13 protein-coding genes and 1 pseudogene are annotated in these 13858 nt (G+C 70.5%); 8 read left to right on the top strand and 6 right to left on the bottom strand.

Going from position 1 to position 13858, the window contains the following annotated elements:
* Positions 1-6: 6 nt before the first annotated feature.
* Both Pflav_RS02090 and Pflav_RS02085 read right to left on the bottom strand, forming a co-directional pair.
* The gene (locus tag Pflav_RS02090; RefSeq protein WP_173033306.1) at positions 7-1230 is read right to left on the bottom strand and encodes a cytochrome P450; all 1224 of its coding nucleotides are present in this window, start codon (positions 1228-1230) and stop codon (positions 7-9) included.
* Between the two features lie 33 nt (positions 1231-1263).
* A complete protein-coding gene (locus Pflav_RS02085; protein ID WP_232070926.1) occupies positions 1264-3489 on the bottom strand; it encodes a peroxidase family protein in 2226 nt (741 codons plus the stop codon).
* 258 nt (positions 3490-3747) lie between these two features.
* Here Pflav_RS02085 and Pflav_RS02080 point away from each other — a divergent pair, with 258 nt between their 5' ends.
* Together Pflav_RS02080 and Pflav_RS02075 are read left to right on the top strand one after the other, a co-directional pair.
* Positions 3748-4299: a TIGR03086 family metal-binding protein gene (locus Pflav_RS02080; RefSeq protein WP_173033304.1), complete on the top strand. Its 552-nt coding sequence runs from the start codon at positions 3748-3750 to the stop codon at positions 4297-4299.
* Positions 4300-4301: 2 nt separating this feature from the next.
* Entirely contained in the window at positions 4302-4934 is a 633-nt protein-coding gene (locus Pflav_RS02075; protein WP_173033302.1) for a dihydrofolate reductase family protein, read from the top strand.
* Here Pflav_RS02075 and Pflav_RS02070 read toward each other — a convergent pair.
* Positions 4931-5788, bottom strand: coding sequence for a TIGR03619 family F420-dependent LLM class oxidoreductase (locus tag Pflav_RS02070; RefSeq protein ID WP_173033300.1), 858 nt, complete (start codon positions 5786-5788; stop codon positions 4931-4933). The genes Pflav_RS02075 and Pflav_RS02070 overlap by 4 nt on opposite strands.
* A 188-nt stretch (positions 5789-5976) precedes the next feature.
* The gene (locus Pflav_RS02065; RefSeq protein WP_232070925.1) at positions 5977-6528 is read right to left on the bottom strand and encodes a TetR/AcrR family transcriptional regulator; all 552 of its coding nucleotides are present in this window, start codon (positions 6526-6528) and stop codon (positions 5977-5979) included.
* Positions 6529-6615: 87 nt separating this feature from the next.
* Between Pflav_RS02065 and Pflav_RS02060 the strand changes: the two genes are divergently transcribed.
* On the top strand, positions 6616-7308 hold the full coding sequence (locus tag Pflav_RS02060) for a DUF4386 domain-containing protein (protein WP_173033298.1): 693 nt from the start codon (positions 6616-6618) through the stop codon (positions 7306-7308).
* 66 nt (positions 7309-7374) lie between these two features.
* Positions 7375-8358, top strand: coding sequence for a cellulose binding domain-containing protein (locus Pflav_RS02055; protein ID WP_173033296.1), 984 nt, complete (start codon positions 7375-7377; stop codon positions 8356-8358).
* Between the two features lie 38 nt (positions 8359-8396).
* Here the strand turns inward: Pflav_RS02055 and Pflav_RS02050 are convergent, their stop codons facing one another.
* On the bottom strand, positions 8397-8810 hold the full coding sequence (locus tag Pflav_RS02050) for a VOC family protein (protein ID WP_173033294.1): 414 nt from the start codon (positions 8808-8810) through the stop codon (positions 8397-8399).
* A 106-nt stretch (positions 8811-8916) separates the two neighbouring features.
* Here Pflav_RS02050 and Pflav_RS02045 point away from each other — a divergent pair, with 106 nt between their 5' ends.
* From Pflav_RS02045 to Pflav_RS02030, 4 genes are read left to right on the top strand one after another with little or no spacing between them, the layout of a single operon-like run.
* Positions 8917-9294 carry a PadR family transcriptional regulator gene (locus Pflav_RS02045; protein WP_197938900.1) on the top strand — a complete coding sequence of 126 codons (378 nt, stop codon included), beginning with the start codon at positions 8917-8919 and terminating at the stop codon, positions 9292-9294.
* Positions 9291-10322 (top strand): hypothetical protein, encoded by a 1032-nt coding sequence (locus tag Pflav_RS02040; RefSeq protein WP_173033290.1) that lies wholly within the window; start codon positions 9291-9293, stop codon positions 10320-10322. The genes Pflav_RS02045 and Pflav_RS02040 overlap by 4 nt, the downstream gene beginning before the upstream one ends.
* A 51-nt stretch (positions 10323-10373) precedes the next feature.
* Positions 10374-11486, top strand: a complete 1113-nt coding sequence (locus tag Pflav_RS02035) for a hypothetical protein (RefSeq protein WP_180201253.1) — start codon at positions 10374-10376, stop codon at positions 11484-11486.
* Between the two features lie 38 nt (positions 11487-11524).
* The gene (locus tag Pflav_RS02030; RefSeq protein WP_232070924.1) at positions 11525-12346 is read left to right on the top strand and encodes a PHP domain-containing protein; all 822 of its coding nucleotides are present in this window, start codon (positions 11525-11527) and stop codon (positions 12344-12346) included.
* 854 nt (positions 12347-13200) lie between these two features.
* Here Pflav_RS02030 and Pflav_RS02025 read toward each other — a convergent pair.
* Positions 13201-13832 (bottom strand): annotated as a pseudogene (locus Pflav_RS02025) (hypothetical protein).
* Positions 13833-13858: the final 26 nt, after the last annotated feature.

Raw genomic sequence — 13858 nt, 5'->3', positions numbered from 1 at the left:
CGGCCGCTACCACACCACCGGAAACTCGTAGAGCCGCTGAAGGGTGCCGTCGTTGTTGTTGCTCCCCATCTCCTCGACCGGGATGGCCGGGCGTAGGTTGGGGAACCGCTGGACCAGCGTCCGGAAGGCGATCTCCAGCTCCAGCCGCGCCAGGTTGTCACCGGGGCACCGGTGGATGCCGTGGCTGAAGGAGAAGCTCGGCTTGGCGGGCCGGCGGATGTCGAACTTGTCGGGGTCGGGCGTGGTCGCCGGGTCGAAGTTGACCCCGGCGCAGCTGATGAGGATGCCCTCACCCTCCTTGATCTGGTGCCCGCCGAGGTCGATGTCGCCCACCGCCACGCGGGCGAACGCTTCGACCAGGGACACGTACCGCAGGATCTCCTCGACCGCTGCCGGCACCAGGCTCAGGTCGTCGCGCAGCGCCTCCCACTGCTCCGGGTTGTCCAGCAGCGCCAGCGTGCCGAGTGAGATCACGTTGGTGGTGGTGTCCGTGCCCGCGACAAGCATCGCCATCGCGATGTGCACGAGCTCGGACCGGGTGAGCGCGTCCTTGTGGAGGTAGTCGACGATCAGGTCGTCCAGGAGCCCGGTGATGCCGGTGCCGGGGCTGTTCTCCTTCTTCTGGATCAGGCGATCCAGGTACTCCCCCAGCTCGACCGTGGCCTGCTCGGCTAGCTCCGGCACGAACAGCTTGTGCGCCGGCGTCTCGAACTCCTCGTGGTCCTCGTACGGCACGCCCAGCAGCAGGCTCATCACCATGGACGGCACCGGCTGGGCGAACAGCTTGACGAGGTCGGCCGGCTGCCCGTTGCGCTCGACGTCGTCCAGCTTCTCGTCGACGATCCGCTGGATGTCAGCGCGCAGCTTGGCGGTCCGCCGGAGCGTGAAGCTAGGCATGATCATTTGCCGTTGGCGGGTGTGCTCCGGCGGATCCACGCCGAACAGCACATCGGCGTAGCCGCTGTCGACGACCTTCTCGAACTCCTCGTTCAGCAGCGGATAGTTGCCGTGGTACGGACGGATGGAGACCCTGCGATAGTCGGAGAGCACATTCCGCGCCTGCGCCCCACCCGTCACCAACCAGGCGGTCCGGCCGTTGTAGAGCCGGACTTTCGTCATCGGCCCGGGCTCCCGCATCTGGACGTGCTCGGCCGCCGGCCGGTATGGACACTTCGACGGTCGCGCGACGGGGTAGACCGGCAGGTCCGTTTGTTCGGGTGACGTGGTCATTGAACCGCCCTTACTACTCGGTGAGGTTCATCGTCATACCGCTGCTTCCCCACTCACATCTCCTCGATTGCGGGCCCGCCGGCTACGCCGGTTCCGGCCGCTCGCCGAGCGGCTGGCGGAGATCGCCGGCGCGGTGCCGGGCAGCCACAGGGCGACGGGCCGCTCCGCCGGGTGGAACGTGGCCGCGCGGCTGCTCCCCGCCCGGGTGTTCGGACCGGCGGGCGCCTTCGGCTCCTCGAGCGCCGGGCCGCGGTGGTCCCCGGCGCGGTGGTGGTCGTCGCCGGCGAGGAACACGTTGCGGGCCATGTCGCGCCGCGGGATGTCCGTGTTCAGGGCGATGATGTCGCCGAGGTTCTTGCGGTAGTCGATCCCGAAGGCCTTGCGGACGAACGGCAGCAGCGGGTCGTTGGCGTAGAAGAACCGGTCGCCGTCCCGCATCGCCTGGAACTGCTTCTGCCAGATGGCCAGCTGGAGCTCGCCGAAGTCCCGGCCGGGCAGGTGCGGCTCGGACATCATGCCGATAAACGCGTCGACGTTGTTCACGTTGCCGTACACGCCCTTGAGCCGGGCGGCCACGGGCGTACGGCGCACGCCCCGGGTGGCATTGTCCGCCTCGGGCGTCGTCCGCTTCCCGTTGATGTCGTACAGCTTGGTGAAGTCGAGGCTGTCCGGGTCGTTGATCTCGTCGCCCCGGGTCAGCTGCGGGTCGGCCGGGAAGGCCTCGGACGACTCGCCGGTGAGCGCCTTGAACGACTTCTTCGCCGGCAGCCCGTACGTGCGGCGCAGCTCGTTGTAGGTGGGCATGCCGTGGTCGCGACCGCGGGCGATGTCGATCGCGCCGAGGTCGTTCACGCCGGGGATGCAGCTGGGCAGCGCGGGGTCGTCGCTACAGGTCGGGTTGCCCTCCACCGGCACCACGAAGGGGAAGCTGCGCAGCATGTTGCTGATCTGCTCGTCGTTCCTGTTCTGCGGGCGCTCGCCGATGCCCTGCAGCAGCGGCCCCAGCTCGACAAGCTCGAGCAGGTCAGGGTTGAAAAACGCGTCCTCGCCCAGCGGGATCATCAGGTGGACCTTGTTGCCGGTGGTCGTCACCTCGATGCCCATGTCCGCCAGCCGGTCCAGCGTCTCCTGGCTGTACCGGCCGACCTCGGCCTCCAGCCGGAAGTCGCCACGGATCTGGCTGTGCGCGCGGAAACCCACGGTGGCGAACTCGTTGGAGACGGAAACGTCCACATTGGGCTTGTAGCCGCGGTAGGTCGGGAGGTTCACACCGAGCGCGGGCAGGAAGTCGTTGTACGTGATGTACTGCTGCTCCGCGATGACGACCGCGCGGGCGATCTGGAACTTGTCCTGCTGCGACATCCAGCGCGGCAGCTGCGACACGATCCGGTTGTGTTCGCGGGCGAAAAGCGTGTGCGTGCCCAGCAGCGAGGGGTTCTCGTTCGCCCGGGGGTCACCGGCCACCGCGGCCTTGTGCGGGGTCATGGCGAGGTGACCGCCGGCGACCATGTTCGGCGCGGTCGCCGCGTCGCCCCGGCTGTCCCGCCTCGGCAGGTAGCCGTCGGCCAGGAGCAGCGCGGCCTGGTTGTTGTCCGGGTTGCCGTCCACTGTGCCCGCGCGGATCCAGTCGAGGCGGTCGTCGGTGTTGCCGTACACGGTTTCCGCGTCGAGGTACGAGTTGAGCGTGTTCACCTGCTCGCGTGGGTTGGTCACACCGGTGTCCGGTGCCGGTCGCGAGCGGTCGAACGGGATGATGCCGAAGGCGCTGGGGAACGACTCCAGGGGATCGGAGTTGTCCATCACGATGTTGGCCGTCTCACCCGGGTCGGTGACCATCCGCCGGCCCAGGCGCTGGGCGATCGTGTGGTCGGTGAATTGACCCCACACGAAAGCCCATTGGCTGACGTTCCGCTGCGAGTACAGGTTCTGGTTGCTGTCGTTGAAGATGCGGTTGCTGATGTACCGCGGTTGAGGCCCCTCGAACGGCACGCTGCGACCGTCCACATAGCGCGCCGGGCCCACCCGTGGGTAGATGGTGTCGACCATCCCCCAGGTCGGGTTGCTCCGGTTGTTGTTCGCCCCGTTGAGGCTCTGCACCTCCCAGATGCCGAGAATGGGACGGTCGGAAGTGCCGCCGTCCTGGGCGCCGGCTGGGCTCGCCGTCCCGAGCCCGCTCGCGACTACGACCATCACGAGCGCGGCACGCAGCGCTCTGCCCCGCCGGGTCCGGTGGCGACCGGGGCGCCCCGATGCGCGCATGGTGAACTCCTTCTGTCGTGGTGTCATTGACGAACGGGAGACTCCGGTGCCGCCGCAGCCGTCGCGCGTACAGGCGGTCGAGGGCGGCTCGCACACGAGCGCCGAACAGTGGAACGCGGCCAGGCCCCGCCACCCTCGTCCCGGAACACCCCGGCTGCACGGAAGTCTGGCACCTCGGTCCGGGCCGTACTTCTCACTGCGTGCGGAGATCCGCACGTAGTGGCCCACAGCGCGGACGCGGTTCGATAGATTGCCGGCATGAGCGATGCCTCCGAGCGCTACCGGCGGCTGTCGTCCGCTTTCACTGCCAAGATCGAGGCTGTTCCACCCAATATGTGGGCGGCGCAGACGCCGTGCACCGACTGGTCCGTGCGTGATCTGGTGCGGCACGTCGTGGAGATGAACGGCGTCCACTCCCGACGGATCGGCCGCCCGCCGCCCACCGGGCCGGGGGTCGACGACGACCCGTCCGGCGCCTTCAGCAGCGTCCGCGACCACGTGCAGGCGGACCTCGACGACCCGGCCCAAGCCGAGGTCGAGTTCGACGGTCCGCTGGGCTGGTGCACGTACGCGTACGCCATCGACCGCTTCATCTGCTTCGAGCTGGCGATCCACGGCTGGGACCTGGCCCGCGCCACGGGCCAGGACGAGCGGATCGAGCCTTCCGAGGTGGCGCGGCTGTGGGAGGCGGTCGAGCTGGCCGGAGAGAAGAACCTTCGCTACGGTGACGCCTTCCGCGGCACCGTCACCCCGGCCGACGGCGCCGACGAGCAGGCCCGGCTGCTGGCGTACCTGGGACGGCGGGTGTAGAGATGCGACTGGTGCTCACGACGTTTATGACCTTGGACGGCGTCATGCAGTCGCCCGGTACGCCGGACGAGGACCGCGGCGGCGGCTTCGACAAGGGCGGCTGGCTTTTCCCGCACGCCGACGAGGACATGGTGCGCTACATCGGCGACGGCTACGCCATGGCGGACAGCGTCCTGCTCGGGCGCCGCACCTACGAGATGTTCGCCGGCTACTGGCCGTTGGTGACCGATCCGGACGACCTGGTCGCCACCCAGCTCAACCGGTTGCCCAAGTACGTCGTCTCGACAACGATGGCCGCGGCGGACTGGGTCAACACCACGATCATCCGGGGAGACGTGGCCGCGGCGGTCGAGAAGCTGAAGCTCCAGCCGGGGCGCGAGCTCCAGGTCCACGGCAGCGGCGCGCTGGCACGCTTTCTCATGCGACACGATCTGATCGACGAGTACCGGCTGTGGACCTACCCGGTGGTGCTGGGTGAGGGGCAACGCCTGTTCGAGGACGGCGTACCGCCCCAGACGCTGGAGCTGCTGGACGTCCGGACGACCAGCACGGGAGCCACGGTGGCCACCTACCGCCCGGCGGGCCGGCCGGCGTACGGCTCGTTCGTCGACGGCACCGCGGAAGCAGCGCCTTAAACGGCTAGTTGGAAGCGCTCGGCGAAGGCGTCCATCTGGGCGCGCTGCTCCGCCGGGTCCTCGGCCGACGCGCCGACGACGATCCGGGTCACGCCCTCGGCGGCGAGCGCCTCGACCCGTTCCGCGGTGACCTCGATCGAGGCCCAGCGGGTGTGCTCGAGCGCCGCCGGGTCGCGGCCGGCCTCGACCGCGGTCGCGTGGGCCAGGTCGAGCTGGGCGCGGCGCTCGTCCGGGGAGAGCAGGCCGCCGGGAAACCAGCCGTCGCCGCGCCGACCGGCCCGGCGGGCGGCCGCGCGGCTCGACCCTCCGATGTGGATCGGGAGGTGGGTGACTCCGTACGGCTTGGGGTAGCAGGTCAGGTCCTCGAAGTCGAAGAACTCGCCGTGGAAGCTGACCCCCTCCTCGCCGCCGCCCCACAGCAGGCGCAGCACGTCGATCGCCTCGTCGGCGCGGCGGCCGCGGGTGGCGAAGTCGACGCCGGTCGCGCTCGCCTCGCGGGGCAGCGTGCCGAGGCCCACGGTGAGCAGCCGCATCCGGCCGCGCGAGAGCACGTCGATGGTGGCCAGGCGCTTGGCGAGCACGACCGGGTGGTGGTACGGCAGCAGCAGCACGCCGGTGCCGAGCAGGATCCGCGAGGTCGCCGCCGCCACAAAAGCGAGTGTGTCGAGCGGGTCGGGGTAGTCGAGCGTGGGCGGGATCGGCACCTGGCCGAGCGCCGCGCCGGGGTACAGCACGATGTGTTCGGGCAGGTAGATGGCCTCGAAGCCGCACTGCTCCGCGTGCCGCGCGTACCCCACCACGATCTCCGGGTCGACGCCGTGGAACGGCGGACTGTAGCTGATCGCGAACCTCAACGCGCCCGACCCTCGCCCGTTCTCATGCGCCCAACGCTAAACCTTGCCGCCGACGTGAGGGCAAGGCGCGGAAGATGTGACCTGGATCCGTCAAAGCTCGGCCGCGAGCAGCCGTTCGAGGCCGTCCAGGATCAGGTCGAGGCCGAACGTGAAGCCGACCACCCCGTCGTACCCGCCCTCCATCACCGTCACCGCCATCTCGGCGAGGTGGGGTAGGCACCGTCCGGCAGCCGCGGCAGGTACGTGCCGGCCGCCTCCGCGTACTGGCCGGGGTCGAACGGGAAGTTGAGCTTCTGGAGCGTGTACCCGTAGATGTGGCTGTCCATCGCGTTCCACGCGTGGTCGGCGAGGCGCACCGAGAAGCCGGCCCCGCGGAGGGTGCCGAGCGTGGAGTTGGCGTAGCGGAGCATCGCGGGTCCCACATTCGGGCGGGACATCAGCAGCGCGCAGGCCCACGGGTGGCGGAGCAGCACCTCGTGCGCGGAGATGCCGCGCTCGCGCATCGCGGCCTTCCAGCCGTCGCCGGGCTCGGGCAGGGCGATCTCCGACACGACGAGGTCGGCGATGCCGTCCAGGATCGCGTCCTTGTTGGCCACGTGCTTGTACAGCGACATCGCCTCGACGCCGAGATCCTGGCCGAGCCGTCGCATGGAGAGCGCGTCGGTGCCGCCGGCGTCGGCGAGCGCGAGGGCGGCCCGGAGCACGCGCTCGGTGCTCAGCGGCTCGCGGGTACGCGGCATCTCGTGACCGTACAAGAGGGCTCCTTGACAGGTCTGGCTTACGCCGTAAGCTTACATCGTAAGCCAAGCCCGCGGACGGAGACCGCCATGCAGCGCTATGCCCGGATCGCCGGATTCCTGTACCTGACGATCATCGTCACGTCCCTGCTCTCGCTGCTCGCGGTCGAGTCCCGCCTCGTCGTGGCCGGTGACCGGGCCGAGACCGCCCGCCGGATCGCGGACAGTGACCTGCTCTACCGCGCGGGCCTCGTCTACGACCTGGCGATGTTCGCGAGCGTGGTGGCGCTGGCCTGGTCGCTCTTCGTCATCCTGCGCACGGTCCACCGCGACCTCGCGCTACTGGCCCTGCTGTGGCGGATGGCCGAGGCGGTCGTCGGCGCGGTGACCATCCTCTTCGGCGTACTGGCCGCGCTCCTGGCCGCCGAGCCGGACGCCGACCCCGCCCTCGTGGATGCCATGCTGACCGCCCGCGACACCGGCTTCGACGTGACGATCGTCTTCCTCTGCCTCGGCACGATCCTCAACTGCGCGCTGCTGTACCGCGCGCGGCTCATCCCGCGGGCCCTCTCCGGGCTCGGCGTCGGGGCGTTCGCGCTGATGCTGGTGGGCGCCGCCGCCGGCCTGCTGCTCCCGGAGCACAAGGACGCGCTGATGGCCGCTTGGGCGCCGGGCATCGTCTTCGAGGTGGCGATCGGCGCGTGGCTGCTCGCCAAGGGCGTCCGCACGCCCCGGCCGCCCGCCACCGCACCCGCGCCAGCCCTGGCCGCTACCACCCGGTGAGCGGGCCACCGAATCCCGCGGTCGGACGATGCAAGCGATCGATCGACATCTCTACCATCCATTGACATGAGACTCTCCACCGCTTCCCTACCCCGGACCGCCCGGCTCGCCGCGGCGGTCCTCGTGGGCCTGGGAGCGATCACCGTCCTGCCCGCTCCGGCGCACGCGGCGACCGCGACTTTCGCCAAGGAAAGCCAGTGGTCCACCGGCTACGTCGGCAAGATGACCGTCCGCAACGACACCACCACCGCGATCACCTCGTGGCGGGTCGAGTTCGACCTGCCGGCCGGTACCACGCTCGGCTCGTACTGGAGCGCGTCGATGACCCGCGTCGGCAGCCGGTTCGTCTTCACCAACATGCCGTGGAACGGCACGATCGCGGCCGGCGCCTCGACAAGCTTCGGATGGGTGGCGAGCGGGAGCGGTGAGCCGCAGGGCTGCACGGTCAACGGGTCGCCCTGCACCGGCACCCCGCCCGGCGCCGACGTGACCCCGCCCTCCGCGCCGGCCAACGCCCGCTACACCGCCGGCACCACCACGACCCTCAGCTGGGACGCGGCCACCGACGACACCGGTGTGGTCGAGTACCAGATCTTCCACCGCACGACACAGATCGCCACCACGACGGCCACGAGCCTGTCGATCCCCACGCCGCCGCCGATGATCACGACCTACGGAGTCCGCGCGGTGGACGCGGCCGGCAACCTCTCCCCGTTCGCGCCGATCCACTTCGGACAGCTACCGGACTCGACCCCGCCGACCACCCCGGCGAACGTGCGGGTCAGCGGCATGTTCCAGAACCACCTCATCGCGCGCTGGGACCCCGCGACGGACGAGACGTTCCTGGTCGGGTACGAGGTCTACGTGAACGGCGTGCTGACCAGCAAGACCAGCGGCACCACCGCGTACGTGCCGTACCGCGGTTACGGGGTGTACATGGTGCGGGTGCGTGCCTGGGACAGCTCGGGCAACTTCGGCCCGTACGCCCAAGGGGGCCTCGCGGTCGACCCGCCGCCCCCGCCACCCCCGACGACGCCGCCGGCGCGCTGAGCCTGCCTGGGAGAGCACTCCGGCGGCGTCGCGGCCGGTCAGGCCTGCGGCTGGACGATGTTGACCATCCAGGAGATGCCGAACTTGTCGACAACCTGGCCGAACTCGTCGCCCCACATCTGCTTCTCCAGCGGGATGACGACCGTACCGCCGTCGGAGAGCTTGTCCCAGTAGCCGTGCAGTTCGTCGCCGTCCACGCCGCTCAGGCTGATGGCGATGTTGTTGCCGGGCTTGATCCCCAGCTCCGGCGGCGGGTCGGAGGCCATCAGGGTGAACCCGTTCGGGGTCTCCAGCTGGCCGTGCATGATCTTGTCTACGCTGGCCGGGTCGGCGTCCGGAAACTGCCCGAACGTGTTCAGGACCAGGTCACCGCCGAAGACGTCCTTGTAGAACTCCATCGCCTGCCGCGCCGTGCCGTCGAAGTTGATGTACGGGTTGAGTCGAGAGGCCATCGTTCGCTCCCATGCGAAAGGACTGGACGAGAGCAGGCTAGCCCTCTTCACCCGCCGCGGGTGGGGAACCAGCAGCGTGCGGCCCGGATCGTCATCCGTGACGGAAATGTGCGTCGGACTGGCAGGATATCTTGTGTACCAGTATATTGTGGCGGTGACTGAGCCAGCCTTCTTCATCCTCACCGCGCTGGTCGGGGGGCCTCGCCACGGCTACGGGATCGTGGGCGAGGTGGCCGAGCTGTCGCGCGGCCGGGTCCAGCTCAAGATCGGGACGCTCTACGGCGTGCTCGACCGCCTGGTCGGCGACGGGCTTGTCGAGCTCGACCGTGAGGAGGCCGAGCGCGGCCGGCTGCGGCGCTACTACCGGCTGACCGGGGCGGGCCGACACGAGCTGTCCGCCGAGGCGGAGCGGCAGGCGGCCAACTCCCGGATCGCCACCGACCGCCTGCGGATGTTCCAGCCCGCGAAGGCCGAAACGGCGTGAGCAGACTGGAGGAGCGCTACCGCACGGTGCTGCGGCTGCTTCCCGCCGGGTATCGGGCACGGTGGGAGAACGAGATGGTCGCCGTGTTGCTGGAGAGCATGGAGCGCGACGACCCGGAGGAGGCCGAGTTCGTCCGCGACTACGGCCGTCCCAGCTGGTCCGAGGTGGGCAGCGTGGCCGCCCTCGCGCTGCGGCTGCGGCTCGGCGGCGCCGGCACGCCCCGCTCGCTGACCTGGGGCGCGGCCGTCCGGCTGGCGGTGCTGATGGCGCTGCTCGCCCACGCGGTGGCCGGCACGGTGGGCGCCGGCCTGCGGCTCTGGCTGGCCGGCGCGCTCCCCTGGCTGCCCGAGCCGCCGGGCGCCTGGACGGCCCCGACGCCGTCCGGCTTCTGGTCCGTCGCGGCCGACCTAAGTGGACTCGTGTGGCTCGCCGCGTACCTGTCATTCCTCTTCGGACACCGGGCGGCCGGGCGTGCGCTCATCGGTCTCGCGATGGTGCCCGGCGCCATTGCCGCCGTGCTATCCACAGTAGACATTGTCGGTGGGCCACCCGAAGCCGCCATCGCGTCCTGGGTGTTCCTGCTCGCCGACGGGGTGCTGCTGCTCGCGACCACCGCGTTCCAGCCGGGCGGCACCGGGCCGGAGCGGATCCGGCCGTGGCTCTGGGCCCTGCCGGTCGGCACCGCCGCGATGGCCGCCTTCGCGTTCGCCGGCAGCGTCACCGCCATGCTGCTCGACCTCGCCGGGCTGTACGCGGTGCTTGTCGTGGCCGCCGCGCTCGCGTACCTCGGCGGGGCCGCCCTCCGCCTGGCCGGCCCGACGCCGGAGTGGTCCCTCGCGCTGCTGGTGCTCGCCGCGTCCACGCTCGGGCTGCGGCTCGTCACACTGGTCGACTACGCCCTGCTCGACCCCGCGTCCGGCCACGCCTGGCTCGCCGCCGGCGCCGCCGAGGCGGTCGCGCTGCTCGCCGTGGGCGCGCCACTGGCCGTCCTCGCCGCCCGCGGCCTCCCCAGGGGCGTGCCCGCGTGAAGCACCCCAAGAAGACGCACCGCTTCGCTCCACATTTCCCAGGGGCCCCGCATGACAGCCTTGACCGCCGCCGCGCCCACCCGGCCGGCTACGACATACCGCACCGATCTGGTCACCGCCCTGCTGAGCGGGTGGTTCACGATCGGGTTGCTGCTCGACGCCTGGGCGCACAACAACGTGCCCGAGCTGGAGACCTTCTTCACCCCGTGGCACGCGGTCTTCTACTGGGGCTTCATCGCCACCGCCGCGTGGATCGGGTGGACCTGCCGGCACGCGCTCCGCTCCGGCCGCCCGGACCTCTCCGCGCTCCCGGCCGGGTACACGCCGGCGGTCTTCGCGGTGGCCGGCTTCGCCCTGGCCGGTATCGCCGACTTCAGCTGGCACACCGCGTTCGGCATCGAGCAGGACATCGACATCCTCTTCAGCCCCAGCCACCTCGCCCTGGCCGCCGCGATGCTGGTCATCATCACCACGCCGCTGCGCACCGCGTGGGCGGCGCCGGACCAGCCCGCCGCGCCCGGCCTGCGCCGGCTACTGCCCGCCGTGCTCTCGGTCGCCTTCGCCGGCACGCTCGTGCTGCTCTTCCTCCAGTACGCCAACGCATTCTCGTACGTCACGACGGATGTCGTGTTCGGACTGTCCAATTTGGACGAAGACCTCACCGCCGAGCTGTCCTCCGCGATCCTGGTGACCAACCTCGTCCTCGTGGTGCCACTGCTCGCGCTCGCCCGGCGCTGGGTCGTCCCGCCCGGCGCCGCCACGATCCTGTACCTCTGTGCCGGCGTCCTCTCCGCGGCGGTGACCGGCTTCGAGAATGTCGCGCTGGTCCTCGGCCTCGTCGGCGCCGGCGTGGGCATCGATCTGCTCGCCGCCTGGCTCCGCCCCGGCCCGGAGCGGCCGGTACGGGTCCGTGTGTTCGCCGCGCTCGCCCCGCTTCTCATCTGGACCGTCTACGTCGTGACCGCGTACGTGGCCAGCGGCCAGCCCCGCTTCCTCGGCCCGGACGGCACGGTCACCGAGATGACCGGGGTGGTCGAGCTGTACACCGGGCTGCCCGTCGTCCAGTCGCTGCTCGCGCTGCTCGTGGCCCTGCTGCTGACCGCCGGGCATCGACCGCACGCCACCGCCACGGCACAGCCGGATGGGGTTGCCCGGATCACATGATCTTGGGTGGGCCCGGCCGGGCTGGCAGAATCGTGAAGGTGCTGCCCGCCGACAACCATGTGCATTCAGAGTGGTCGTTCGACACGGGTCCACAGGCGTCGATGGTCGGGGCGTGTGCGCGGGCCGTCGAGGTGGGCGTGCCGGCGATCGCCTTCACCGAGCATCTGGAGTTCACCGACTGGGTCGAGGGTGACGCGATCGCGGTCGACGGCCTCGCGATCGGCTGGTGGGCGCTGATCCGGCCGATCGACCTCACCGGCTACCTGGCGTGCGTCGCGGAGTGCCGCGAGCGCTTCCCCGGGCTGCGCATCCGCACCGGCGTCGAGGCGGGCGAGCCGCACATGTTCGGGGCGAGCGTGGCGGGAGTGCTGGCGAGCGGGCCGATCGAGCGGGTGCTGGGCTCGCTGCACGCGATCCCGCACGAGGGTCGGCTCATCGCGCCGGACAAGCTCTTCCACACGCTGGGCACCAGCGAGGTGATGCGGCGGTACTTCACCGAGATGGTCCGCATGATCAAGGAGAGCGACGTCTTCGAGGTGCTGGCGCACCTGGACTACCCACGGCGGTACTGGCCCGCGGACGCGCCGCCCTACCGGGAGGCGGACTACGAGGAGGGGTACCGGGCCGTGCTGCGCGCACTGGCCGGCTCCGACCGGGTCCTGGAGATCAACACTCGCAGCCCGCTGGCCTCCGTCGACCTGCTGCGCTGGTGGCGGGAGGAGGGCGGCCGCGCCGTCTCGTTCGGCAGCGACGCCCACGTGCCCTGGATCGTCGGCGACAAGTTCGACCTGGCGGTCGACGTGGCCGCCTCGGCCGGCTTCACCCACGGCCGCGACCCATACGACTTCTGGCGCCGCTAGGACTCTAGAGATCTTTGGGCTCAGCGCGGCCTCGGCGCCTCGTCGCGGATGAAGATCCAAAACCAAGGAAATCGAGCTACCGCGACGTTCGTCGTGGTCCAGACCGTCGCTCCCGCGGCCTCACCCTTCGCTGTTGGCCAAGCTCACCCCGGGGTCGTGGTCGGCCGACCGCAACCTTCGCTGCCGGGTCCGCGCTCCGGCTCAACCTTGACCCAGCTCGGCGGTTGGGCGGGCGGTCCGTCCAAAGGGCGGGCAGCGCCCAAAAGGGCGCTCGGTTTGCCTTGATCGACGCTACGGCGGGCCGCCGGGCTGGCAGATCGTGGTATCGAACTGCCCTCTGGAGCCTGTCGCAAAATTGCCCGACTACAGCGTGTGTCGAGAAAAACACGGCTGTGTCCGCCGCTGGCCGCCGAACGGCGGCCAGCGAGGGTCAACGAGACCCTCATTTCAAGCGAATCTGGCGATTCTGCGACAGGCTCTCTGGGGGCAATTGGGTACCACGATCTCTCGCGCACCAACCCGCCCCGCCGATCAAGGAAGCGGGTCCGCGCGGTCGCTGCGGGATCAGCATCACCAGGACCACAGGACCCGCCTGGCGGCAAGGTCGCCTTTGATCGCCGGCGCGGCCACCTAGACAAGCAGAGCGAATGCGCGCGCACCCACCTCCTTGCTCCTCGTCCGACGACGATCCCGGGCCGGATCGGGGTTGGGGGCTGGGCTTGGGCCGCGGACGTGGCAGCGGAGGTCGGGGATTTCGGCGAGCGCAGCGAGCCGCCGACCGCAGCGGTGCCCGCGGGAGCATACGGTCAGCGACTGACGCGGACCGGGGCAAATACCCGAGCCCGGAGAATCTCCTAGTCCTGCGGGATCTCGACGGAGATCTCGGTGCCGAGCGTGAAGCCGCCGGAGAGCGCCAGGTCGTCGCCGCTCCAGAAGCGGCCGGGGTCGTACCAGTTCGGGTCGCGGCCGGCCGGCAGCAGCCCCATCGCCTCGTACGTGACCGCCACGACCTCGGCGCAGTAGGCGCTCTCCAGCCCTTCCTGCCGCAGCCGCCGCGACCGCAGCGGCACCCGCCCGCGCGCCCAGCGCATGGCGAGCTGGGCGCTCGACGGGAACGGGGTGCCGTCCAGCCGCGCGACGGTCCGCAGCACCGCGTCCTCCTGCGCCTTGGTCGGCGGCGGCTCAAGCTGGCGCAGCCAGGCCCGCTGCCCGTACCGCCGGGCCCACACCAGCACCGCGGCCCGCAGGTCGTGCAGCTGGACGCCCCGGTGATGGCCGCCGGCCCACAGGTCCGGCAGCGACCGGCCCAGCTCGGCGTGCCACATCATCGGCGGCATGTCCTCGATGCCACGGCCATGCCGACATGGTTGACCGGGCTGTTGGTGGTCACCTGGATCGCCCGGTCGGCCTTCGAGCGCCCGCGGAAGAGCCACAGGTCACCGGTGCGCGTCAGGTCCACCGCTTCGTCGAGGCCAAGGCTGGGCACGGCCAACACCTTAGCCGCAGACGGTT

The sequence above is a fragment of the Phytohabitans flavus genome (assembly GCF_011764545.1).
Classification (GTDB): domain Bacteria; phylum Actinomycetota; class Actinomycetes; order Mycobacteriales; family Micromonosporaceae; genus Phytohabitans; species Phytohabitans flavus.
The sequence above is the reverse complement of the archived record's forward strand: the minus strand, read 5'-3'. Positions and strand labels throughout refer to the sequence as shown.